This window comes from Enterococcus sp. AZ009, from assembly GCF_050548785.1.
In the GTDB taxonomy this organism is placed as follows: Bacteria; Bacillota; Bacilli; order Lactobacillales; family Enterococcaceae; genus Enterococcus_D; species Enterococcus_D entomosocium.
The window spans coordinates 3,164,150-3,189,539 of the sequence record NZ_CP172960.1 but is presented as its reverse complement, the minus strand read 5'-3'; the positions used below and the strand labels follow the sequence as shown (position 1 = coordinate 3,189,539).

The 25,390-nt window shown below is 44.6% G+C and carries 20 protein-coding genes and 1 other annotated feature; of the genes, 15 read left to right on the top strand and 5 right to left on the bottom strand.

Features of this window, described 5'->3' with window-relative positions:
• Window positions 1–8: 8 nt before the first annotated feature.
• From serC to IGJ74_RS15050, 3 genes are read left to right on the top strand one after another with little or no spacing between them, the layout of a single operon-like run.
• The gene (gene serC / locus IGJ74_RS15060; protein ID WP_005233933.1) at window positions 9–1,088 is read left to right on the top strand and encodes a 3-phosphoserine/phosphohydroxythreonine transaminase; all 1,080 of its coding nucleotides are present in this window, start codon (window positions 9–11) and stop codon (window positions 1,086–1,088) included.
• Window positions 1,089–2,273 (top strand): phosphoglycerate dehydrogenase, encoded by a 1,185-nt coding sequence (locus IGJ74_RS15055; protein ID WP_005233935.1) that lies wholly within the window; start codon window positions 1,089–1,091, stop codon window positions 2,271–2,273. It abuts the gene before it with no gap.
• Window positions 2,273–3,496, top strand: a complete 1,224-nt coding sequence (locus tag IGJ74_RS15050; protein ID WP_087664608.1) for a DUF1015 domain-containing protein — start codon at window positions 2,273–2,275, stop codon at window positions 3,494–3,496. The genes IGJ74_RS15055 and IGJ74_RS15050 overlap by 1 nt, the downstream gene beginning before the upstream one ends.
• Window positions 3,497–3,538: 42 nt before the next feature.
• Here the strand turns inward: IGJ74_RS15050 and IGJ74_RS15045 are convergent, their stop codons facing one another.
• Both IGJ74_RS15045 and IGJ74_RS15040 read right to left on the bottom strand, forming a co-directional pair.
• A complete protein-coding gene (locus IGJ74_RS15045) occupies window positions 3,539–4,888 on the bottom strand; it encodes an Nramp family divalent metal transporter (protein WP_008380385.1) in 1,350 nt (449 codons plus the stop codon).
• A 156-nt stretch (window positions 4,889–5,044) separates the two neighbouring features.
• Entirely contained in the window at window positions 5,045–7,387 is a 2,343-nt protein-coding gene (locus tag IGJ74_RS15040; RefSeq protein WP_218192935.1) for an ABC transporter ATP-binding protein/permease, read from the bottom strand.
• A gap of 138 nt (window positions 7,388–7,525) precedes the next feature.
• Here IGJ74_RS15040 and IGJ74_RS15035 point away from each other — a divergent pair, with 138 nt between their 5' ends.
• The 8 genes from IGJ74_RS15035 to IGJ74_RS15000 all read left to right on the top strand — a co-directional run bounded on the left by IGJ74_RS15035 (window position 7,526) and on the right by IGJ74_RS15000 (window position 18,061).
• Entirely contained in the window at window positions 7,526–8,011 is a 486-nt protein-coding gene (locus IGJ74_RS15035) for a MarR family winged helix-turn-helix transcriptional regulator (RefSeq protein WP_087664609.1), read from the top strand.
• 160 nt (window positions 8,012–8,171) lie between these two features.
• The gene (locus IGJ74_RS15030; RefSeq protein WP_034872136.1) at window positions 8,172–9,959 is read left to right on the top strand and encodes a glycoside hydrolase family 13 protein; all 1,788 of its coding nucleotides are present in this window, start codon (window positions 8,172–8,174) and stop codon (window positions 9,957–9,959) included.
• 304 nt (window positions 9,960–10,263) lie between these two features.
• Window positions 10,264–11,316: an aspartate-semialdehyde dehydrogenase gene (locus IGJ74_RS15025; RefSeq protein ID WP_087664610.1), complete on the top strand. Its 1,053-nt coding sequence runs from the start codon at window positions 10,264–10,266 to the stop codon at window positions 11,314–11,316.
• 122 nt (window positions 11,317–11,438) lie between these two features.
• Entirely contained in the window at window positions 11,439–13,121 is a 1,683-nt protein-coding gene (locus IGJ74_RS15020) for a ribonuclease J (RefSeq protein ID WP_005228243.1), read from the top strand.
• A 241-nt stretch (window positions 13,122–13,362) separates the two neighbouring features.
• On the top strand, window positions 13,363–14,802 hold the full coding sequence (locus IGJ74_RS15015) for an MFS transporter (RefSeq protein WP_016612801.1): 1,440 nt from the start codon (window positions 13,363–13,365) through the stop codon (window positions 14,800–14,802).
• Between the two features lie 198 nt (window positions 14,803–15,000).
• Window positions 15,001–15,684, top strand: a complete 684-nt coding sequence (locus tag IGJ74_RS15010) for a metal-dependent hydrolase (protein WP_005233945.1) — start codon at window positions 15,001–15,003, stop codon at window positions 15,682–15,684.
• A 37-nt stretch (window positions 15,685–15,721) separates the two neighbouring features.
• A complete protein-coding gene (locus IGJ74_RS15005; RefSeq protein ID WP_005233948.1) occupies window positions 15,722–17,053 on the top strand; it encodes a DRTGG domain-containing protein in 1,332 nt (443 codons plus the stop codon).
• A 54-nt stretch (window positions 17,054–17,107) separates the two neighbouring features.
• A complete protein-coding gene (locus IGJ74_RS15000; RefSeq protein ID WP_008380500.1) occupies window positions 17,108–18,061 on the top strand; it encodes a DHH family phosphoesterase in 954 nt (317 codons plus the stop codon).
• Between the two features lie 144 nt (window positions 18,062–18,205).
• Here IGJ74_RS15000 and dapD read toward each other — a convergent pair whose 3' ends face one another.
• From dapD to dapA, 3 genes are read right to left on the bottom strand one after another with little or no spacing between them, the layout of a single operon-like run.
• Entirely contained in the window at window positions 18,206–18,919 is a 714-nt protein-coding gene (gene dapD, locus IGJ74_RS14995) for a 2,3,4,5-tetrahydropyridine-2,6-dicarboxylate N-acetyltransferase (RefSeq protein ID WP_087664612.1), read from the bottom strand.
• A 12-nt stretch (window positions 18,920–18,931) separates the two neighbouring features.
• A complete protein-coding gene (dapB, locus tag IGJ74_RS14990; RefSeq protein WP_087664613.1) occupies window positions 18,932–19,687 on the bottom strand; it encodes a 4-hydroxy-tetrahydrodipicolinate reductase in 756 nt (251 codons plus the stop codon).
• A 13-nt stretch (window positions 19,688–19,700) separates the two neighbouring features.
• Window positions 19,701–20,582, bottom strand: a complete 882-nt coding sequence (dapA, locus tag IGJ74_RS14985) for a 4-hydroxy-tetrahydrodipicolinate synthase (RefSeq protein WP_008380503.1) — start codon at window positions 20,580–20,582, stop codon at window positions 19,701–19,703.
• A 222-nt stretch (window positions 20,583–20,804) separates the two neighbouring features.
• Here dapA and IGJ74_RS14980 point away from each other — a divergent pair, with 222 nt between their 5' ends.
• The 4 genes from IGJ74_RS14980 (at window position 20,805) to IGJ74_RS14965 (ending at window position 25,388) form a co-directional block, all read left to right on the top strand.
• Entirely contained in the window at window positions 20,805–21,974 is a 1,170-nt protein-coding gene (locus IGJ74_RS14980; RefSeq protein WP_008380505.1) for a M20 metallopeptidase family protein, read from the top strand.
• A gap of 4 nt (window positions 21,975–21,978) precedes the next feature.
• The gene (gene lysA / locus IGJ74_RS14975; RefSeq protein ID WP_005233959.1) at window positions 21,979–23,295 is read left to right on the top strand and encodes a diaminopimelate decarboxylase; all 1,317 of its coding nucleotides are present in this window, start codon (window positions 21,979–21,981) and stop codon (window positions 23,293–23,295) included.
• Between the two features lie 23 nt (window positions 23,296–23,318).
• Window positions 23,319–24,152 (top strand): diaminopimelate epimerase, encoded by an 834-nt coding sequence (gene dapF, locus IGJ74_RS14970; protein WP_218192934.1) that lies wholly within the window; start codon window positions 23,319–23,321, stop codon window positions 24,150–24,152.
• 93 nt (window positions 24,153–24,245) lie between these two features.
• Window positions 24,246–24,480: a binding site (T-box leader), on the top strand.
• A 50-nt stretch (window positions 24,481–24,530) separates the two neighbouring features.
• Entirely contained in the window at window positions 24,531–25,388 is an 858-nt protein-coding gene (locus IGJ74_RS14965) for a MetQ/NlpA family ABC transporter substrate-binding protein (RefSeq protein WP_087664615.1), read from the top strand.
• The last annotated feature ends 2 nt before the right edge of the window (window positions 25,389–25,390 follow it).

The window sequence follows — 25,390 nt, the reverse complement described above, 5'->3', positions numbered from 1 at the left end:
TTTTTTGTATGACAGTTTATAACTTTTCAGCTGGTCCTGCCGTATTGCCCCGTCCCGTATTGGAGAAAGCACAATCCGAACTTTTGAATTACCGCGGAAGTGGGATGTCCGTTATGGAGCTGAGTCATCGGTCCTCCTTGTTTGAAGCAATCATTAAAGATGCAGAAGCACTTTTACGAAAATTAATGGGGATTCCTGAAAACTATCAGGTACTGTTTTTACAAGGCGGCGCGAGTCTCCAATTCAGTATGATCCCTTTGAATCTTGCACAAAACAAAAAAGCCTTATACGTAAATACCGGTTCTTGGTCGAAGAAAGCTATTGAAGCAGCAAAAGCGCTTGGAAACGTGACGGTGGAAGTCATTGCCTCTAGTGAGGATCAAAACTTTACTTATATTCCAGAAATTTCAGAAGATGCGATCGATCAAGAAGCGGCTTATTTGCATATCACCACGAACAATACCATTGAAGGGACGGCCTTTCAAACGATTCCGCAGGCTGGCAATGTGCCGATCGTAGCAGACATGTCCTCAAATATTTTAGCCAATGACTATCGCGTAGAAGACTTCGGTGTGATTTATGCTGGGGCCCAAAAGAATATTGGTCCTGCAGGGTTGACGGTAGTGATCATCCGAGAAGATTTACTCAATGATGATGCTGTTTTCGCTCCAATGCTGGATTATCGTCTACAGGCTAAAAATGACTCATTGTACAATACACCACCAACGTATGCTATCTATATTGCTAAATTGGTGTTTGAATGGTTGGAAGAATTAGGCGGCATTCCTGCAATTTTAGAACAAGACCGCCAAAAAGCGGCGCTTTTATACGAAACGATCGAAGCCTCTGCTCTTTACAGTAGTCCTGTGGCTGTTGATAGCCGTTCACTAACGAATATTCCTTTTGTAACAGGGGATAAAGCATTAGATCAGCGCTTCAATGAAGAAGCTGTCAAAGCTGGTTTTGAGAACTTGAAAGGGCATCGTTCCGTTGGAGGAATGCGAGCAAGCTTGTACAATGCCTTTCCATTAGCTGGCGTTCAAGCGTTAGTCGACTTTATGAAATCATTTGAAGCGGAGGTCAAATAAATGTTCCAAATCAAAACATTCAATGCGATCGCACCAGAAGGATTACAGCGTTTAGAAAAAGAAAAGTATGCCATCAACGAGAGCGACCAACCGCAAGGGATTTTGCTGCGCAGCCAGAAATTGCACGATTACGCTTTTCCTGAAAGTGTCTTAGGTATTGCTCGTGCAGGGGCTGGGACCAACAACATTCCCGTCAAAGCATGTACTGAAAAAGGGATCGTCGTCTTTAATACACCCGGTGCCAATGCCAATGCGGTCAAAGAATTAGTGATTGCTAGTCTGCTCTTAAGTGTCCGCCCGATTTTACGAGGTGCCCAATGGGTCCAAACCTTGAACGGTGATAATGTGGAAGAACAAGCAGAAGCACAAAAAAGTCAATTTGCTGGAACAGAGTTAGAAGGTAAAAAGTTAGGAATCATCGGCCTTGGTTCTATTGGAGCGATGGTTGCCAACGATGCTTATCGTCTAGGGATGGAAGTAGTCGGTTATGATCCTTACGTGTCAGTGGATACTGCTTGGACGATCTCTCGTCGGGTCAAGCGTGCCAATGATATTGCGGAAGTCTTTTCAACCTGTGATTTTATTACGGTTCATGTGCCGCTAATGGAAAACACGCATCATCTCGTCGGGGAAGCCGAACTTGCGAAAATGAAACCAACAACGAAGCTATTCAACTTTTCTCGTAAAGAAATCGTCGATACAGATGCCGTTTTACGTGCGTTAAAAGCCGACCGTTTAGCGGGCTATACGACTGATTTTGCGGATGAACAATTGCTGCACAATGAAAAAGTACTCGTCTTGCCGCATTTAGGTGCCTCAACAGAAGAAGCTGAAGTCAACTGTGCCAAGATGGCAGCCCGAACATTGAAAAAATTCTTGGAATTCGGGACCATCAAGCGCTCGGTGAATTTTCCAACCGTTGAGATGGCTTTTCATTCGCCTTATCGTCTGACGATCATCAATCGCAATGTACCGAATATGTTAGGTCAGATTTCGTCGATCATTGCGGAATCTGGGATTAATATCGACAATATGCTGAATCGTGGACGGGAAGACTTTGCTTACACCCTAGCAGATGTCGCTTCTGAAGATGAGGCATTGTTGAATCAATTAGCCGATAAACTGCGGGAGAACGAAAATATCGTTCGTGTACGGGTCATCAAAAATCAGGAGGTTGGGTATTAATGGTTCAAGTATTTCCGTTTAAAGCCATTCGTCCAGAAGCCTCATTGGCAGAAAAAGTGGCCGAGCTGCCTTATGACGTGGTCAATTCACAAGAAGCCGCAGCGTTTGCGCAAGGCAATCCTTACAGCTATTTCCACATCGACCGTTCGGAGATCGACTTGCCAGGAATCGATCCTTATGATACACAGGTGTATCAAAAAGCGGCTGAAAATCTTGCATCTTTTCAAGAAGAAGGCTGGTTGATTCAAGAAACGGCGCCCGCATATTATTTGTATGAATTGACGATGGCTGGCAGAAGTCAAACTGGGCTTGTCGCCTGTACCTCGATCGATGATTATGTCGCTGGGAAAATCAAGAAACACGAGTTTACCCGTCCAGAAAAAGAAATCGATCGGATCAATCATATTCTGGCATGTGATGCCAATACAAGTCCGATTTTCTTGAGCTATCGCCAACCAGCAGCAGTCAAAGAAGCGATCGATGCGTGGCAAGCAGAGCATGCGCCGATCTATGATTTTGTCAGCTATCATGAGGTGCAGCATCGTGTTTGGCTGATCGATGATCCAGCGCTAGTCGCCTCTTTTGCCCAGCAGTTTCAGGCTGTAAATGCCCTCTATATTGCGGATGGACATCACCGTACAGAGTCAGCAGTTAAAGTTGGCTTGCAAAAGCGAGCCGATGGCCAAAGCAGCCAAGAAAGCGACCGCTTTTTAGCAATCTTATTCCCAGAAAATGAATTAGCGATTTGGGAATACAATCGGGTCTTGCGGGTACCGGTGCCAGAAACCTTTTTTGAGCAGGCAGCCCAGCATTTTACGATTCAAGAAACTACAACGAAGAAACCAGCGCAACGTGGTTCGATTCATCTGTACCTAAACCATGCGTGGTGGGAGTTGACCATCAAACCGGAATCTGTGCCGCAAGATGCGGTAGGACAGCTGGATGTGTCGCTTTTACAACAATACGTGCTGGCTGATATTTTCGCGATCCAAGATGTGCGGACAGACAAACGCATTGATTTTGTCGGCGGGATTCGTGGTCCAGAAGAATTGGAACGTTTGGTGGATAGCGGAGAATGGACATTGGCTTTTTCCATGTATCCAACGCAAATGGCCGATCTTTTGGCAGTCGCCGATGCGGGAGAAATCATGCCGCCAAAATCAACTTGGTTTGAACCAAAACTGTTAAGCGGTCTGTTTTTACATGATTTAGAAACGAATTAACCAAAAAAGCTTACGAGGCTACCTCGTAAGCTTTTTTCGATATTAGAAGTTGCCGAGTGTTTCGATGATCAAGCGGACATTTAAGACCGTCAGTGCAATGGCACAAATCCAGCCTAAGGTAGAGACCCATAGCGGATTCTTGAAGCGTTCCCCCATGATTTTTTTTGAGCTGGTAAAAAGAACCAGCGGAATCATCGAAACGGGTAAGGCGATGCTTAAAAAGACTTGCGAATAGATCAGCAGATCGTCCAGAGCTTGTTCGTTGCCGCCAAAGTAAATTGTACAAAGCAAGACGGGGATCACCGATAAGCCACGGGTGATCAGACGTCGCGCCCAAGTAGGGATCTTCATATGGATAAATCCTTCCATCACGACTTGGCCTGTCAGTGTCCCAGTGATCGTTGAATTTTGACCGGATGCCAAGAGCGCTACGGCAAACAGAACGCTCAAGACTGGACTGGCGACAGCACCAGCAATGGAGGAATCTTGCAATGCATTGAACAGCGCGGAGAAGGTGCCGACTTCTTCGCTATGACCAAAGAACAAGGCGCTTCCTAAGATCAAAAGCAGGCAATTGACCAAAAACGCAGCGGATAATTGGATATTGGAATCCCAAGTAGCGAACCGCACGGCCGTTGCCACTTCTTGAGTATCGCTGCGATCGATTTTTCGTGACTGGGAGATCGAAGAATGCAGATAGAGATTATGGGGCATCACAGTCGCACCAACGATCCCCAATGCCATTGTCAGCTGCCCATGGTTCAAGACTTGTTTTTGCGGAATAAAGCCTTGCAAGACAGCCGGTAGATCCGGTTGAGCAATAATGACTTCGTAACAAAAGACCAGCATAATGACCAAAATCAGTGTCATGACGATCGCTTCGATTTTACGGAAACCTAGTTTCATTAAAAAGAGCAGAAGCAATACATCGAAAATCGTTAAGATGACCCCAACTAATAACGGTAAGCCGAATAGTAGATTGAGAGCGATCGCTCCTCCGATCACTTCCGCGATATCCGTTGCCATGATAGCCAATTCGGTGACGATCCACAAGACAAAGCCTAAACCTTTGCTGGTGTGTTTACGAGTTGCTTGCGCAAGGTCCATCTGGGTCACGATCCCTAGCTTGGCTGCCATGTATTGCAGTAGCATAGCGATCAAACTGGAAATCAAGATCACAGAAAGTAAGAGATAGCCATATTCAGCACCGCCTCCGATCGAGGTGATCCAGTTTCCTGGGTCCATATAGCCCACGGCTACCAATGCCCCAGGACCAGAGAACGCTAAGAGATTGCGCCAAAAGCTGCCGTTTTTTGGGATGGCAACTGTATTATTTATTTCTTCCAAGCTAGGACCGTTGGCCGCTTGGATCAATTTTTTTTCTTCATTCATCGTTTCACACCCTATCTTTTTAGGTATACCTAAAAACAAATCTATTGTATTCCTCATTTATGGATTTTTCAAGAGAAACCTTTTGGAAGTCAGAAGGAAGGACAAAAAAACAGCAGCCAAGGGGATGGCTGCTGCCTGTTAGGTTTTCTTAAAAAATTAGTCGGCGCGTAAAGCGATCGCTGCATCTTTTTTCGCTGCCATTCGAGCTGGAATGTGGCCGCCAATCATGGTTAGAACGGTGCTGACGGCAATCAAGATCAGGCCGTGGACCGGATTTAATTGAGCAACATTTTCGAGATCAGTCATACTATATAAGATCGCGTTGATCGGGAATGTAGCTAACCAAGCAATTAGGACACCTAAAGCCCCTGAAGCGATCCCTAAAATACAGGTTTCGGCATCGAAGACGCGGGTGATGTCTTTTTTACGAGCACCTAATGCTTTTAAGACCCCAATTTCTTTCGTGCGTTCTAGTACAGAGGTATAAGTGATGATACCGATCATGATCATGCTGGTTACCAAAGAGATTCCTGCAAAAGCGATCAAGACATAGGTGATCGCATCCATCAAGCCACCAGTCAATTGAGTCATCGTACCGGCTAAATCGGAATAAACGATTTGGTCTTCTTTGTCTTTGCCTTTGTTGAAGTCATCCAAGTAATCAAGGATTTTTTCTTTGGCACTGAAATCATTTGGATAGATCATAATGCTGTTTGGTAAATCACTGTCGCCGAGATAAGCGATCAATGAATCTTTGGCACTTTCGTCAACGGGTTCATTCGTCATCACGTTGGTGTCGCTATCTTTTTGTGCTTGGACGATCGCTGAGTCTTGGTTTTCTTTGATCACTTCTTGCGCGAGGGCATCACTGTAGGCAATGCCGGTTGACAGCAAGTTCATCGTAGAGTTTTGCTTGATACGTAAGATTCCGCTGATCGTTAATTCTTTGTTGTTGCTGTTATCGAAAACTTCATTTAAATCTTGGTTTGGAATGAAGTTTCCAGTCGGCAATTCGGTGTAAAAGGCATCATTAGACGCCAATGTGATTTTTGTTCCCACGATATCGTCGAAGGAAACCGTGTCACCATCTTCAATATCAAAACCGAGATTGATCAATGCATTGACATTCGTTACGTTATTTTCATCGACGATCAAAACGACATCTGTGCTGGCACTTGGGTAGCTGCCTTCTAAAAGGTCATAGTTGTCTTTTAAGAAATTGCCGTTATCTTCTGATAACTGCTCAGGGAAAGTCGAAACCCCAATACCGGTTGAGGCACTCATGGCAGACATCATGGCATTGGTCTGTTCATTGTCAGGCGACGCGTTGGAGAAGCTGACTTGTTCCACATTGTCATCGATCTTGCGGAAAAGATTCAATGAAGTTGAACGAGTGTAGCCGATATTGTTACTTAACTCAGGATCAATGTCGTTGATGTAATCGAGAAACTCTTGATCGATTTTGTTAATATGAGTTGCACGATCCGTATCACTTAATTTGGCAGTGACCTCTTTATCTGAAGGGAAATCTTCAGATTTATCCCGCGTACCCATCGCTGATGGATCTTGTTCAGTGGCCACTTGTGAGATCGTAATCGGAAAACGAGCTAATGTTTCTGACTGGGTATTGTCGATTTGTTTTTGGAATCCCGTTGATAGTGACAAAACAATGGCGATTCCGATGATTCCGATACTAGAAGCAAAGGCTGTCAAGAAGGTGCGCCCTTTTTTGGTTCGGATATTGTTAAACGACAAACGTAAGGCCGTCATAAAACTCATTTTTGTGTGCTTTAATTCGAATTGGTCTTTCTTTTGTCCTTCAACATGGGGGTTCGAATCTTTAATAATTCGTCCGTCTTTGAATTCAATGATCCGTCCAGCGTATTTGTGGGCCAATTCAGGATTATGAGTAACCATGATGACCAATTTTTCTTTTGATAGTTCTTGGATCAGTTCCATGATTTGGACACTTGTCTCTGAATCTAAGGCACCTGTAGGTTCATCACAAAGGAGGATATCAGGATCATTTGCTAAGGCACGGGCGATCGCTACCCGCTGCATTTGACCACCAGAAAGCTGATTTGGTTTTTTGTGCATATGTTCAGCCAAGCCCACACGCGTCAAAGCATCGGTTGCTTTGGCTCGTTTTTCTTCTTTTGACACACCGCTCAAGGTCATCCCAAGCTCGACGTTGTCGATGATGCCTAAATGACTGATCAAATTGTAGCTTTGGAAGACAAAGCCAATCGAATTGTTCCGATAGGCATCCCAGTCGCGGTCTTTAAAGGATTTGGTTGATTTTCCATTGATGATCATATCACCAGAGTCGTAATTATCTAAGCCGCCGATCACGTTCAACATGGTTGTTTTCCCAGAGCCGCTTGGCCCTAAAATGGCAACAAACTCTTGTTTACGAAAGGCGACGGTGACGCCGTCGAGGGCTTTCGTAGTACTGGAGCCAACTGTATAATACTTCTTGATATCTTTTAATTCTAACATGGGGTCACTCTTTTCTTGCCGTTTTCACGATTATTTTCATTATGTAACCACGCTATCATAATGGTTAACAAAAATCAACGATTATCATTGTTTAAACAAATAATTTATACTAAACTAAAGACAGAAAAGAGGGAGAGTATGGAAAAAGCGTTAGGAACATTCAATATGGCAGTGTTTGCGGAGATATTTTCGCTGATGGGAAACATATTGTTTGAAGAAATCGGTCTGGAAGATTTAAAATTGACCAAAATGGAAATCTTGGAACTCGTGGTGATCTCTAGTAATGAAGGAATTATGATGTCCGAGTTGGCCCAGCAAATCGGTACATCAAAAGTCCAAATCAGTCGTTCGATCTCGGGGTTGGAAAAGGCTGGCTTTGTGGTACGCAAAACCAACGGCGTCAATCGTCGCAACGTCAATGTTTATTTGGAAGAAGCTGGGAAGCAGTTGTTTGTCCAAAAGAAAAAACAAGTGGAAGACCGCTTGAATGCCAAAACCGCTCAAATGGCTGTGGAAGATATCCAGCAGTTGAGTCAGTCGTTGACGGAGGCAGTGGGGATCTTGCGGAAATATGACATTTTACGGACTGGCAATCAATGTGAGAAGAAGACACCGTTTGATTAAAAAAGGGTGAAGCAATCGTTTGCTTTTTAATTGCTGAATTAATTTCATATTGACCTGTATTATCGATTTATCAGATAAAGCAACCGATTGCGTTTTTCTCTTGTTTTGACTTCTGATTTGTGCGACAATGGGTATATCAAACAAGTCAAAGGAGTCTGCTATGAATACTACTGCCATCTATCATCGTCCCGAAAGTGAATTTGCGTATTTGTACGAGAAGGATAAAATGCATATCCGTTTGCGTACCGCCCGTCAAGACGTCCGCCATGTCCAGCTGCTTTGCGGTGATCCTTACACACTGTATAAAGAAGCGTGGTACCAACAAAGAATTGAAATGCAAAAAATTCTTTCCACGGACTTGCATGATTATTGGCAAGTATCGGTCGGAGCAGAATTCCGCCGTTTGTCTTACGGCTTTTCCATCGAAAGTTACGATGGGTTGCATGTCTTCTATGGGGATCACGGGGTCTACCCCTTTGAACAGCAATATTTAGAAATGAACAACAATTATTTTCGGATGCCTTACTTCCAAGAAGCCGATCGTTTCAAAATTCCCGAGTGGGCGAAAGAAACGGTTTGGTATCAAATTTTCCCTGAGCGCTTTGCAAATGGGGACCCATCAAATGATCCTGAAGGTGTGTTGCCATGGGGCTCAAAAAATCCCGATCGCCAAGACTTTTTCGGTGGGGATCTACAAGGAGTCATCGATCATTTGGATTACCTTGTCGATCTAGGAATCAATGGGATCTATTTCTGTCCGATTTTTGAGGCATATTCGAATCACAAGTATGATACCATCGATTATTTGGCCATCGATCCTGCTTTTGGTGATAACGATACCTTTAAACGATTAGTGGAGGAATGCCACAAACGCGGCATCAAAGTCATGCTAGATGCTGTTTTCAACCATATGGGGGATACTTCGCATCAATGGCTAGATGTCATCAAAAACGGCAAAGATTCGCCGTTTGCTGATTGGTTCCATATCAATGAGTTTCCTGTCAACTACAAAGAAGGGGAAAACTTTGAAGATGCTTATGACATTACCTATGATGTTTTTGCCTTTACGCCGCATATGCCGAAACTCAATACGGAAAATCCCGATGTGCAAGATTATTTGTTGAAGATCGCTCGTTATTGGATCGAAGAATTTGATATCGATGCTTGGCGCTTGGACGTGGCTAATGAAGTTAGTCACTTCTTCTGGAAAAAATTCCGCCAAGTGTGTGATGAGGCCAAAGATGATTTTTATATCCTTGGGGAAATTTGGCATTCTTCTCAACGCTGGTTACAAGGCGACGAGTTTCATGCAGTGATGAACTACGCCTTTACAGATGCAATTATTGAATATTTTGTCAAAGACGAGATCTCCATGACGAAAATGGTCTCGGAATTAAATAACCAGCTGATGTTGTATCGGGAGCAAACCAACCAAGTGCAGTTCAATATTTTGGATTCTCATGATACCCCGCGTTTGTTAACTTTGGCTCGGGGAGACAAAGACTTGATGCGCCAAGTGATGGCCTTTACGTATCTGCAACAAGGCGTTCCTTGCCTGTATTACGGCGATGAGATTGGTTTGACCGGTGATATGGATCCGGATTGTCGTAAATGTATGATTTGGGATGAGGAAAAGCAAGATCGTGATTTGCTGCATTTCACCCAGTCATTGATCAAACTACGCAAAGACAACCAAAAAGTCTTATCTGAAGGTTCCTTGAGTTGGAACTGGGTTTCGGAAGAAGATGGCCTGATCATTTTCGAACGAGAGTTGGGGGCACAGCGGATCATCGGTATTTTCAACACTGGCGAGGACCAACTTACACTCTCTCGTCCTGATTCAATTTTGATGGAACAGTTTGTCCAACTGGAAGATGAGACGATGATCATCGATAACAAAGGCTTTGCTATCGTGAAAGTAAATAACGAAGAATCGAATGAAGCATAAAAATGAGGCAAGAATTGCATATGCAATTCTTGCCTCATTCAATGTTTTGGGTATTTTTAATTTCCCCATGCACGTTGGAAAGAATCTTCCCCAAAATTCCTTCTGTCGGTATTATATCCTATAACACCTAAATGTGACAAATGATAACCCTTAAATATAGGTAGTTTTTTCCTGAAACGGGGAAAACGATTGAAAATTTAGATAGTTCTGCCTTCTTTTTGCGCTTCTTTCCACGAAAGGCCTTTTCTTTTTTACAAGATATGATAAACTAGTAAAAATGTATTTTTATTCGAGGAGTGATTTGATGAGTACAGGGTATCACATAGCAGTTGTCGGAGCTACCGGCGCAGTAGGAACAAAAATGATTGAGATGTTGGAGAAGACCACGTTGCCGATCAAAAAAATAACGTTGTTGGCATCCAAACGTTCTGCTGGGAAGACCCTTGTGTTCAAAAATGAACCGCTCGTTATTCAAGAGCTGACCGCAGATTCCTTTGCGGGAGTCGATATTGCATTGTTCAGTGCCGGTGGTGGCATTTCAAAACAATTTGCTCCAGAAGCAGTCAAACACGGTGCAGTCGTAATCGACAATACCAGTCATTTTCGGATGGATCCGAATGTTCCTCTAGTCGTTCCTGAGGTGAATCCTCATGCATTAGCGCAACATAAAGGAATCATTGCCAATCCGAATTGTTCAACGATTCAAATGATGGTGGCATTAGAACCGATTCGTCAAAAAGTCGGTTTATCGAGGGTCTTGGTTTCAACGTATCAAGCAGTTTCAGGTGCTGGCGCACAAGCCTTGGCTGAATTGACTCGTGAATCTCAAGAACTATTAGCCGGAAAAGCCGCTGATGAACTAAACCCTGAGATTTTACCAGCAGGCAGCGATAAAAAGCACTACCCAATCGCGTTTAACGCCTTGCCACAAATCGATGTCTTTGCTGAAGACGATTATACTTACGAAGAGTGGAAAATGATCAATGAAACGAAGAAGATCATGGAAGATGCGCAGATCAAAGTAACAGCTACGTGTGTGCGAATCCCTGTGTTTAGCGGTCATTCGGAGTCGATTTATATCGAGACCAAAGACCATGCCAGTGTTGAGGAAGTTAGGCAGTGGATCAGCGAAGCCCCAGGAGCTGTCTTGCAAGATGATCCGAGTCAACAAGTGTACCCGCAAGCTTTGACCAGTGTGGACAAAACGGAAACCTTTGTTGGTCGGATTCGAAAAGATTTGGATGTCGAAAACGGCTTGCATTTATGGGTCGTTTCTGATAATTTGCTGAAAGGTGCGGCATGGAACTCTGTTCAAATCGCCGAAAGCCTGCATCAGCAAGGATTAGTTCATGTGTAAACCATAAGTTTTTCAGAAAAGTGTGGTGAATGCCACGCTTTTCTTTTTTTTGTTGTATAATAATAGGGACGGCTTATGCTTGGGAAATAATACAGTAGAAAAAAATTAAGAGGTGAATAAAAGTGGAAACGATAAAAATCATTCCTCTTGGCGGTGTACGCGAAAACGGAAAGAACATGTACATTGCTGAAGTTGGCGAGGATATATTTGTGCTGGATTGCGGTGTCCGTTATCCAGAAAATGAATTATTAGGGATCGATACAGTGATTCCAGACTTCACATATTTAGAAGAAAATGCCGACCGTGTGGCTGGTGTCTTCTTGACCCACGGGCATGCAGATGCGATTGGTGCATTGCCTTATTTCTTGGAGAATATCCAAGTACCGGTCTTTGGGACCGAGTTAACGATCGAACTAGCAAAATTGACCGTGAATAAAAATGAAGCTACCAAGCGCTTCAAAGATTTTCATGTGATCGATGAACATTCGGAGATCGACTTTGGCCATGCGACCATCAGCTTTTTCCGTACGACCCACTCTATCCCTGATTCTGTTGGAATCAGCGTAAAAACAGAAGCTGGCAATATCGTTTATACAGGAGATTTCAAGTTTGACCAAACAGCGATCCCTATGTATCAAACCGATTTTGGCCGCTTAGCGGAAATTGGAAAAGAAGGAGTCTTAGCATTGCTAAGTACGTCCTCAAATGCCGAAAATCCAACGCCGATTGCTTCTGAATTGACGATCCAAGATGAAGTTTATGACAATATCCGTTACTGGGAAGGTCGGATCATCGTCGCTAGTGTTGCTAGCAATTTGCAACGGGTGCAACAAGTACTAGATGCGGCGTTTCGTTCTGATCGCAAAGTCGTTTTGACCGGGCAAGATTTTGGTCGGATCATTAAAACGGCTATGAAGTTAGGGAAATTAAAATTACCAGCTGAAGACTTGCTGATCACCCAAAAAGAAATGAAAAAATACTCAGACGAACAGTTGTTGATTTTAGAAACAGGTCGTATGGGCGAACCAATCAAAGCGTTGCAAAAAATGGCCAACGGCTCTCACCGGACGCTGCGCATCAAAGAAGGAGATCTTGTTTACATCACAACGACGCCGACAACGGCAATGGAAACGGTGGTTGCGAAAACGGAAGATATCATCTATCGCGCTGGCGGTACCGTGAAACAGATCTCGGATAATTTCCGTGTTTCTGGTCATGCCAACCCGAATGATCTGCAGCTGATGTTGAATATGATGAAACCGAAGTACTTTATCCCTATTCAAGGCGAGTACCGCCAATTAGCCGCCCATGTGGACTTGGCGCAAGAAGTCGGGATTCCGATGAAAAATATCTTCATTACTGCGCGTGGGGATGTTTTAGAATACAAAAAAGGCGAAATGATCGCCGCAGGTGCGGTCCCAGCTGAAAACGTCATGATCGATGGGATCGGTGTCGGTGATATTGGGAATATCGTCCTGCGAGACCGCAAAGTCTTATCTGAAGATGGAATTTTCGTTGCAGTAGTGACGATCAATCGTCGCGAAAAGAAAATTATTTCTGCCCCTCAAATCACTTCTCGCGGGTTTGTCTACGTGAAAGCCAGCCGTGACCTGATTCGTGAAAGTGGCGAGATCGTAGAAGAAATCGTAGAAAAACACCTTCATGATGAAGAGTTTGAATGGAGCAAATTGAAACAAGATATCCGTGATCGTTTGAGTCGTTTCTTGTTTGAACAAACCAAACGCCGTCCAGTCATCTTGCCGGTCATCATGGAATCAAGCCAAAGAAATCGCAACCGTAAATAATTTGTTTTGACCTACTGACAAAAGCAGGTGAAAGAATAGCCGTTTGACGGCCGATTTCTTTTCACCGAAGCTTTTGTCTTTTTTTGTGAAGAAAACAAGCGGCGTTTTTTTCAATAAATGCCCCTTATTTTGATCGTGAATGGCAGATAAGGATTGACGGCGAATGGATTTCGATCAATAATACAAAGTTGTCCCCCTAAGACTAGAGGAACAAAATAAGCAAAGAGAGGATGGTCGATTTGTGAATAGTTATCAAGAAAACCCCGTAGTACAACAGAGAAAGTGGTGGATTCTCATTGCTGTTTCGATGTTTACCTTTATGTCAACGCTGGATGGGAGTATCGTAAATATCGCATTGCCGACGATCTCGGCAGATATGGGTGTACCTATGAATCAAGCGGAATGGGTCGTGTCCGTTTACTTGATGATCGTTTGTGCCTGCCTTTTATTATTCGGTAAGGTAGGGGACAGTTGGGGCAAAATCAAAGTTTTCCGCTTGGGAATGCTAATTTTTATTATCGGTTCGCTGTTATGCGGGTTTAATCACTCCTTAGCATTTCTTTTATTTGCCCGAGTGGTGCAAGCGATCGGTGCTAGCATGACGATGGCGACGAATACCGGAATCATTACTGAAGTTTTTCCTATGAGTGAACGAGGACGCGCCTTAGGGATGATTGGTGCCTTTGTTTCGTTAGGCTCCATCGCCGGTCCTGGATTAGGCGGAGTGATTTTGGCGCATTTTTCTTGGCCGTTTATTTTTTGGATCAATGTTCCTGTCGGTATTCTGACGATGATTGCTGGAGAAAAGGTGTTACCAAAAGATATTACCATGAGTCATGATTCCATCGATAAAACCGGATTTGTGCTGTTTTCAATTGCAATTATCAGCTTCTTCGGCGGCATTTTTCTTGGACAAGAGCGTGGCTTTCTAACGTGGCTGCCGCTGCTGTTGGGTGGGATCGCTTTAGTGGCATTCATCGTCTTTTTGCGAGTAGAAGCGCGTGTGAGCAAACCGCTGATTACCTTTGGGATCTTTCGTAATAAAATTTTCACCATGAGCCTGATCACGGCGTTGCTGATCTTTTCTGCAAACTTTTTTGTCAATGTCGTGATTCCCTTTTACTTGCAAAGTGCCCGAGGCTTAACGCCGAGCGTGGCAGGAATGCTGATGATGGTCTTTCCTTTGATGATGGTCATTGGTTCACCACTTAGCGGGTATTTGACGGACCGTGTAGGACCGGAGATTTTGGTCTTAGCTGGCTTAGCATTGCTGTCGATCACTCAGCTGATGTATATGTTTATGAATCAGGATACGCCGATTTGGTATTATATCGTTGCCACTGCCATCATGGGACTTGGCAATTCGTTGTTCCAATCCCCAAACAATACGATGGTAATGAGCAGTGTCACTAAAGAAAATCTTGGGGTGGCAGGTAGTCTAAATTCCTTTGCCCGCAATTTGGGCATGGTGTTAGGGATATCCTTAGCAACGACGATTCTCTATGCAGCAATGAGTCAAGCGTATGGAAAGCATGTGACGACCTATATCGCAGGTCGGGCAGATATTTTTGCCTATGGCATGAAAATCACCTTCTTTGGGGCGTTCCTTCTTTGTATCACGGCGTTATTCTTAACAGTCTGGCGCATCTATAAACAAGGCGGACGTAAGAAAACGCTATGATCGCTTGAAGTCATCAGGTCGAACTGTTCTATTCCTTATTCAGAAAGGGTAGAACAGTTTTTTTATTTTTCTTGACAAGAACCAAAAAAAGGACGGATGTAATAAAGCTGCCAGAATTTGTGCTTTTGGATTTCTGGCGTTATCTGTTATAATGAAAAATATTAGACTGTATTACTTAGATGGAAAGGGGAATGTTGTATGAAACTTACGTATCACGGACACTCGGTGCTTGCTATCCAATTAGCGGATGGCCAAAAATTGTTGTTTGACCCTTTTATTACTGGAAATGCTCTGACTGATTTAGATGCAGAGACAGTGGAAACCGATTGGCTTTTGATCACGCATGGTCATAGTGATCATATTGGGGATATGGTGCCGATCGCCAAAAGAAATGAAGCGCCAGTGATCAGTGTCGTTGAAATTTGCCGCTATGCAGCCCGCAAAGGCGTTGCTGAGACGCATGGCATGAATATGGGAGGTTCTTTTGAGTTTCCGTTTGGCAAAATCTCAATGGTGGAAGCGAAACACAGCTCTGGCCTTGAAGAAGACGGAACGATGATCTATATGGGGAATCCTGTTGGAATCATTTTAGAAGCAGAAGGCAAAACCATTTACCACGCTGGAGATACTGCACTCTTTAGCGATATGGCGATGATCGGTGAACGTTTCGACATCGATGTGGCATTTTTACCGATCGGGGATAATTTTACGATGGGCGTTCAAGATGCCGCAACAGCAGCGGCCCTTTTAAACGCGAGCAAAGTAGTACCGATCCATTACAATACGTTTCCAATGATCAAGCAAGATCCGCAAACCTTCGTGAATTTATTGCCGGCAGGTGTGGGCCAGATCCTTGCAGTCGGTGAGACATTAGAAGTTTAAGCAACAGGAAGATTCGTAGTAGGAATAGGGGATAATTATGGCGACAAAACACGACTTGATTTTAGCGCATATCGAGAATCTGCCTGTAGGCGATCGCATCTCGGTGCGGGGAATCGCAAAAGACTTGAATGTCAGTGAAGGAACAGCCTATCGGGCGATCAAAGATGCGGAAAATATCGGCTTGGTTTCAACGATCCAGCGTGTCGGAACCATCCGTATCGAACGAAAACTAAAAAAACACATTGAAAAACTAACTTTCGGCGAAGTCGTCCAAATCATTGAAGGTGATGTTTTGGGCGGCGCTGCCGGTTTGGACAAAGACTTGAACAAATTTGTTATCGGCGCCATGAAAGAATCAGCAATGGAACGCTACATCACGCCTGGCTCCTTAGTGATCGTCGGAAACCGCAACGAAGTCCACAAGTTGGCACTGGAGGATGGCGCAGCCGTCTTGATCACGGGAGGCTTTGAAACAACAGAGGAAATCTGTCGTTTAGCAGACGAATTGGAGTTGCCGATTTTACAAACGACCTATGACACCTTTACCGTGGCAACGATGATCAACCGTGCCTTAAGCGACCAGCTGATCAAAAAGGACATTATGCTGGTGAGTGACATTTATATGCCATTGGAAAAAACCAAGTATCTGCACACCTTTGATACGGTCAAGGATTACAAACTGCTCTCGGAGTCTACCAATCACTCCCGCTATCCAGTCGTCAACAAGAATATGCGGGTCGTTGGGATCATCACAGCCAAAGATGTCTTAGAAAAGCCTGATACGCAGATCATCGAACGAATCATGACCCGGGAACCACGGGTCGTAAAAAAAGAGATGAGTGTGGCCTCTGCCAGTCATCAGATGATTTGGGATGGCTTAGAAGTGATGCCCGTCGTAGCTGATGACCTTTCTTTGATTGGGATTGTCACACGCCAAGACATTATGAAAGCGATGCAGATGGTCCAACGACAAACGCAAATTTCAGATACGATTTCTGACCAAATCTCGGGACAGATGCAAGTTATCGAACAAGATTTTGAAGGGAACAAATTGCCGCAGCCGTATTTCAGCTTTGCGGTGACGCCCCAAATGGTTAATGAAGTCGGAACGATCTCTTTTGGTGTCTTGAGTGAAGTGATCGCTAATACGGCGAAACGTACGATGCAGTTGAATCAACGACGCAATAGCTGGATCGAGCAAGTCAATCTGCATTACTTCCGTTTGATCCAATTAGAAAGCGAGATCATCATTCAACCGAAGATTCTAGAACTGGGGCGACGTTCGGCGAAAATCGATATCGAAGTATCGATCGAAAATTCCTTAGTGGCAAAAGCGATCGTGGTATGCCAAGTAATGGAACGCCCATAAATCATCGAAAACGGCACTTATGGAAAAATTTTAGAGAGAAAGTTGAGACCATTCATGAAGGTACAAGAAGAAATACTTGCAACAATCAAAGCATTCGACCGGATCATTATCCATCGGCACCAGCGCCCTGATCCAGATGCATTAGGATCACAAGTGGGGTTGGCAGAAATTTTACGAGCTAGTTTTCCCAAAAAAGAAATCTATCAAGTTGGTGGACCCGTTGAAGGATTGGATTACTTGGCGCTGATGCAGACGATCCCTGATGATTTGTATAAAGGGGCGCTGGTGATCGTTACAGATACGGCCAATGCACCACGGATCAGTGACCAACGCTATGATCAAGGGGCGAAATTGATCAAAATCGATCATCACCCTAATGATGAACCATACGGAGAGCTGGTTTGGGTCAATACGAAAGCCAGCAGCTGTAGTGAGATGATCGTTTCGTTTTGGCAAATGTTTCAAAACGAGCTGACGATGACGCAAGAAGCGGCTCGTCTGTTATATGCGGGCATTGTTGGTGATACTGGACGGTTTTTATATCCGGCAACGACAGCGACAACCCTGCGCTTAGCGGCTGAACTATTGGATTACGGCTTCGATGCTCCGAAGATCAATCGTCAATTGGATCAAGTCTCTCGCAGTGTTGCTCGCCTTTCAGGGTATGTCTACGAAAACATCGAGATTGATGAGATTGGTGCTGGCAAAGTGATCCTATCACAAGAATTGCAGCAGCGTTTTGGCGTAGTAGATTCGGAAACCTCAGCAGTCGTTTCCTTACCAGGGAAAATCGACGAAGTGATGGCTTGGGCGATCTTTGTCGAACAACCAGAAGGCTATTACCGGGTGCGGATGCGTTCGAAAGGTCCAGTGATCAATGAGATCGCCAAACGCCATCATGGTGGTGGACATCCGCTTGCCAGTGGAGCAAATGCAAAAGACCTTGAAGAAGTTGCAGTGATCTATCAAGAGATCCAAGCAGCGATCAAAGAATTTCAAGCAGAATAAACACTTTTACAAGCACATTTGCCAATAGAAAAAGGGCGTGCCAAAAGCTTTCGGCACGCCCTTTTTTAGACAAAACGCAGCGCAGGCTCATCACTGAACCGGTACTGCGTTTTTTTGTTGCGTATTTACGAGAAAATAAGAAGTTTACCCCCGTAGATCGTCTAAAAATTCGGTTTTGCTTTTCGTTTTCTCGTCTTTCATTTTGATGACTTTAGCTGGTGAGCCAGCAACGACTGCTCCAGCAGGGACATCTTCCGTCACCACAGAACCGGCAGCAACGACTGCACCTTCGCCGACACGGACGCCTTCAAGGACGACGGCATTTGCGCCGATCAAAACATTGTCTTCAATGATGACTGGGCTTGCTGAAGGTGGCTCAAGAACGCCAGCCAAGACAGCACCAGCGCCAATATGGGCTTTTTTCCCAACGGTTGCCCGGGCACCTAAAATCGCACCCATATCGATCATGGTTTCTTCACCAACCACAGCACCAATGTTGATCACTGCCCCCATCATGATAACGGCATTTTTTTCAATGATGGCTTGGTCACGGATAAAGGCACCTGGTTCGATACGGGCATCGACTTTCGTCAAGTCCAACAAAGGAATCGCTGAGTTGCGGCGATCATTTTCCAGATAGTGATCGGTGATTTTGTCTTGGTGCGCGGTTAAAAACTCAGCTACTTTTTGACTGTCACCAACCACGAAATAGAAGGTGCCGTTACCAAACAATTGGATGCCATCTGCTTGGGCGTCGCCAAGATCTCCATTGATATAGACTTTTACAGGTGTTTGTTTATTTGCTTCTTTGATGTATTTTGCTAATTGATAAGGATCGGAAAATTGTAATTCTGTCATGAGAGACCACCTTTACTTGTCGATTAGATTTTGCATGGAATAAAAACCAGCTGGTTGATCGGCTAAAAATTCCGCTGCTTTTAGCGCGCCATTGGCGAAGATTTCGCGGGAGAGCGCTGTGTGTTTTAATTCAATGATTTCATCCTGCCCAGCGTAGATGACAATGTGTTCTCCAGGGATCGTTCCGCCGCGAACGGCATGGATGCCCATCTGCTTGCGGTCATTTACTAGATCACTGCCTTCACGCCCGTAGAGATACTCTTTTTTCGTTTCGCAACTGTCATTGATACTATCTGCCAACAGCAAAGCTGTACCGCTTGGTGCATCAAGTTTTTGATTATGATGCTTTTCGATGAGCTCAATGTCAAAGTCAGCTTCTAATGCGGGGGTGATACTTTGTAGTGCTTTGATCAGTACATTGATCCCCAACGACATATTGGCAGAATAGAAAACCGGAATCACTTTAGCAGCCAACGGCAGCATCATCTGCGTGTCTTCCGTCAAACCAGTTGTAGCAACCACGATTGGCAGCTGCTGTTCGACACAATAGTTCAACAAGGCAGGGACATTGCTATAATGAGAAAAATCAATCACCAAATCGATCGGCTGCGTGATTTTTTCTGGACGATCATAGATTGGAAACGGACCATCTAACTGCTCGGTACGATCCAAGCCGGCGGCCACTTCTAACTGAGGGTGCTTTGCGATCAGGCTTTGCAACACTTTGCCCATGCGACCGTTTGCACCGCTTAATAAAATTTGTTTCACCAAAAACTCCTCCTTACAGCAATCCGTAATTGGTCATTTCTTCTTCTAAATGAACGAGAGTCGCATCTTCTGGGACACCCAACGGCAAACGATAATGCAATTCGCATTTGCCTAGCAAGGAGACCGCTGCTTTGATCGGCACAGGATTTACTTCACTGAAAATCGCATCGATCAACGGTTTTTGTCGCAACTGCTCTTTGATAGCTGCTTTTACATCACCATTTAAGAAATCAGCAACGAGTTGTGCCGTTTGTTTCGGTGCAATATTGCCGATCGTTGAAATCACGCCAGAGCCACCTAAAGCTAGAATTGGGGTTACTTGATCGTCATTTCCTGAGTAGATCGCAAAGTCATCATCCGCAAGACGAGCGATTTCTGCGATTTGCGAAATGTCGCCGCTGGCTTCTTTGATGCCTTTGATATTAGGGATTTTCTTCAGTTCTGCCACGGCTTCAGGTGTTAAATTTAAGCCGGTTCTTGAGCTGACGGAGTATAAGATCACTGGCAGCTCAACGCTTTGACAGATTGCTTCATAGTGAGCGACTAAACTTTTCTTGGTCGCTTTGTTGTAGTAAGGTGTTACAACCAATAATGCGTCAGCACCAACGCGCTGTGCTTCTTTTGAAAGATGGATCCCATGTTGGGTATTGTTGGAGCCTGTTCCTCCGATGACGGGGATTCGACCAGCAACTTGTTTTACCACCGCTTCGATCACCGCGATATGTTCTTCATCGTCTAACGTGGATGCTTCACCGGTCGTACCGCATGCAATGATTGCATTCGTTCCTTGCTGCACATGCCACTCCGCTAACTCCTTCAGCTTATCGAAATCCACCGAACCATCTTGAAGCATAGGGGTAATCAACGCAACGCCAGAACCTTTGAATATTGTCAAACTACGACACATCCTTTCAACCAATTTATTTTTCGTTACTCTACGTATAAGTGTACCAAAACGAGGGGTAAAATTTTCAATAAAAATCGAAACATTTCGACAATTTATACTATAGATTATTCGAATTATATACTATAATATTAAACAATATCAATGAAAAACTGAATATTCGCTGGTTTTTATGGATATTTTTAAAAGGAATGTATAGAAAGGTGTTTTAACATGCAAGTATCGCAAACAGTCACAGAATTAACCGAAGACGTGGTTCGTTTTCGTCGTGAATTACATACAATCCCTGAATTAGGGTTAACTGAGTTCAAAACAAAGGAATACTTGCTGCGTCAGTTGCAATCCTTTGGGATCAAAGAAATCTATCCAGTGATTGAAACCGGCTTGATTGCTGTCTTTCGCAGTGAGCGTCCAGGAAAGACACTGGCCTTTCGAACGGATATCGATGCACTACCGATCAAAGAAGAGACCGGTGTTTCTTTTGCTTCCAAACATGAAGGAAAAATGCACGCCTGCGGTCATGATGGCCATATGGCAACGATGCTAGGGTTTGCCAAATACTTAGCGACGCATCCTGAAGTGATTCGTGGAACGATCGTTTTGATTTTCCAACCAGCCGAGGAAAGCCCCGGTGGCGCTCAACTGATGATCGATGAAGGCATCTTACGAGATTTTGGCGTGGAAAAAATCGTGGGGCTGCATGTCTTCCCAGACTTTCCCGAAGGAGTCATTGCGAGTCGGAAAGGTCCGATGATGGCCCGTAACGGCGAGATCAATCTAACGATCAACGGTACGAGTGCCCATGGTGCCCAGCCTCATCAAGGGCATGATGCCATTTTAGCTGCGGCTGCGATCATTCAAGGATTGCATTCGATCATTTCACGCAATATCAGCCCGCTTTCTGCTGGGGTCATCACTTTTGGGAAGATCCATGGGGGAGATGCGGAAAATATCATTCCCGGCAAGGTCGTTTTAAAAGGAACGATGCGGGCGTTTGAAGATGAAGTCTATGAAACGATGACGCGCAGAATCACCACTGTCGCACAAGAAATCGCCAAAGGATATGATTGCACGGCGGATGTTGAATTCGAACATCTTTATCGTGTCGTGGACAATGATCCTGAGATGGTGGAAGTATTGGAAAAAGTGGTCGGGGAGAGCTACCGAGAAACACCGCCATATATGTTGGCAGAGGATTTTTCGATGTACCAAAAGGAGATCCCAGGCGTCTTTTTCTTTGTGGGTACCCGAAATGAAGAAAAAGGCTATGTCCACCCTTTACACAGCAGCAAAATGAATTTTGACGAAAAAAATCTATTGCAAGGCATCGAATGCTACGTTCGTTTGATCGAGGCGTTGAACGAGCCGACAGACAAGGAGTAAAGCGATGGCAAAAGAAATCAAGAACAATCACTTATACATTGACGGTTGCGATACCGTTGAGCTGGCAAAAACCTTTGGAACCCCCCTTTACGTGTATTCCGTTTCGGAGATTCGCGAAGAATGCCAAAAGATTCAGGCGCAGTTTTTGACGCGCTACAGCAAGACACGAGCAGCATATGCCGCTAAAGCTTTCTGTACTACAGCGATGCTGCAAGTGATCAAGTCAGAAGGACTTTCATTAGACGTGGTTAGCGGTGGGGAGCTGTATACAGCGATCCAAGCTGATTTTCCAGCAGAACACATCGAGTTTAACGGCAATAACAAATCCATTGAAGAATTAGCAGCCGCCCTTGATTATGGCGTGGGACGGATCATCGTTGATGGCATTCAAGAAGTCGGCTTGATCCGCGCGTTATGTCAAGAAAAGCAAGTCGTTGCTAAAATCTTGTTGCGCATCACACCCGAGGTTTCGGTCAGCACCCATCAATTTATCTCGACCGGACAAAAAGATTCAAAATTCGGGATTCCTTTAGATGAAGAAATCTTATTTCCATTAGTGGAAGAAGTGATTCAAGCACCTGAATTGGATTTCTATGGCCTGCATTTTCATGTCGGCAGTCAATTGTCGGACAATCGCTCACATCTAGCGGCAGTTGATGCGGCTTTGGCCCTTGTCCAAACCATTCATGAACGTTTTGATTATTGGATCAAAGAACTAAATGTTGGCGGCGGCTTTGGCGTTCGATACACAGATGCAGATATTCGCCAACCCTACAGCTACTTTTTAGATCCTGTGATGGAAAAAATCGACGCCTTTTATGCGCAGCACCAGAGCGAACGTCCGACCATCGTTATTGAACCCGGTCGCAGTATCGTCGCAGAAGCAGGTATCAGTTTGCACACCATCGGCAGTATCAAGACATTGCCGGGAATCAGAACATACGCCAGCATTGACGGTGGCATGACAGACAATATTCGTCCTGGTCTTTATCAGGCAACTTACACTGGGATCTTAGCCAACCGCGCTTCCGAAGCAGCGACACAGAAGATCACCATTTCTGGTAAAGCTTGTGAGAGCACAGACATCTTAGTAAAAGATCTTGCATTACCGCCCGTTGAAACTGGGGATCTGTTTGCTACGTTCGCAACAGGAGCTTACGGCTATTCGATGGCCAGCAGCTACAATAATTTACAGATACCCGCAGTCGTCTTTGTGGAAAATGGCCAAGCGGAATTAGCCGTTAAACGCCAGTCCTACGAGCAAATGCTGCAAAATGAAGTGGTTCCTTCGTTTCTAAAAGAAGAAGCTTCCAGCAAGTAAAATTTTGAAAAGCAGGTGACAACATGACGATTCCTTATACAAAAATGCAAGGTGCGGGGAATGATTTTATCGTAATCGATAACCGCACATTGAAATTCTCCCATGAACAACTGTCGCAATTTGCTGCTCAAGTTTGCCATCGGAAATTTTCTGTCGGTGCGGATGCAGTCATGGCAGTGGATTTCCCCACAGGAACCGCTGATTTTCGGATGCGGTTTTACAATGCTGATGGGACCGAAGCAGAAATGTGCGGCAACGGCGCTCGCTGTATTGCCCGTTATGCCTTTGAGAAGGGAATTGCTGGCGAGCAGATGACCATCGAAACAGTTGCTGGCGATGTCCCCGCATGGCGCTTGTCGGCAAAACACTACAAAGTAACCTTGAACCCACCAACCGTGACAACGTTTGATCAAGCGTACCCGAATCCAATGGTTTCTTTCGTGGACTATGTGGAATTGGGTGATCCAGGAATCCCTCATGCGGTGGTTCACTATCCTGGTCTGGCAGAAACTGAGTTGGAACAGCTGGCTGAACTTGCCAAAGAGATACGCTATTGGAAGGTTTTCCCCAAAGGGGCGAATGTCAATTTCTATGAAGAAGATGACAAGGGTGATCTGATCGTTCGCACGTATGAACGAGGGGTGGAAGGTTTTACCTATGCGTGCGGCACAGGTTCTGGTGCCACTGCGTATGTCGTGACCAAACGTCAACAGCAAGCGGCAGCGAATGTCTTGCTGCACGTGTTAGGGGGCGAGTTAACGGTAGAAGTTGATGTTGATCAGGGCGCATTAGAATTGATCGGCGATGCGGTTATGGTCTCTGAAGGCTTGATTCTAGATGAGAATTTGACTCTGTAAACACTGTGAAAGTTATTGCAAAAAGATGATATTTTCGTGAAAAAAAGAATTGACATTCATTTGAGGCTATCGTATAGTTAAACACAAATTAAAAAACACGCGATGATAAGAAGAGTAAGTCAGTTTCGATTGGATCAGAGAGCTCGGATTGGTGAGAAAGAGCACAGCCGTTTGACTGAAGATGGCCTTGGAGCGTTTGGACGTGAGCAAAAGCAAGCGTGCAGCGGGATTGCCCGTTACAGCAAAGCAGTTGATAAACTGATAAGGTTGGCTGATTGTGCCAATGAATCAAAGGTGGTACCACGAACAAGGTTGTTTCGTCCTTTCTCTATGATGGAGAAAGGACGTTTTTTTATTATAAAAAGGGGGAACAAAAAAATGAAACAGTTGAAAAAGGGAGTCGTTGGATTAGTTGCTGCTGCTGTCTTAATTACATTGGCAGCTTGTGGCAATACTAGCAGCACAGGGGATACACAGTCCGGTGAAAACAGTGTAAATGCAGTGGAAGAAAAAGTCGTTGGAGTGGCGCCGGGACCATACGGGGACATGGTGACAGAGGTGATTTCTCCATTACTGGAAGAAAAAGGGTATCAACTTACGACCAAAGTGTTTAATGATTATATTCAGCCGAACAATGCCTTGGCGAATGGCCAAATCGATGCCAATTTGTTTCAGCATACGGCCTATCTAGAAAAATTTTCGGCAGATAACCAGTTATCTCTTACGGCATTACAAAAAGTGCCCACACTGGGAATGGGCATCTATTCGAAGCAACTGTCCAGCTTGGATGAGTTAGCAGACGGGGCGACTGTTTCGATTGCCAATGATGCCTCAAATTTAGCTCGGACCTTGCAACTGTTAGCTGCCAATGAGTTGATCACCATCGCAGACAATATCGACGAAACGAAGGCAACGGTGAATGATATCGAAGAAAATCCGAAGAATCTGACATTTAAAGAATTAGACGCAGCCCAATTGGCTCGTTCGTTAGATACAGTTGATTTAGCTTTAGTACCAGGAAACTTCGCTTGGGCGGCTTCTCTTGATCCTGCAGATGCTTTGGCGTTGGAGTCATTGAAAGAAGAATATAAAAATGTCTTTGTGGTGTCCTCCGAAGAAGAAGACAGTGATTTTGCTAAGGCAGTTACGGAAGTATTAGAAAGTGACGCATTTAAAGAAGCGATTGCCGAATCACCGTTCAGCAACTTTGATCAACCGAAATTTTGGACTGAGTAAGA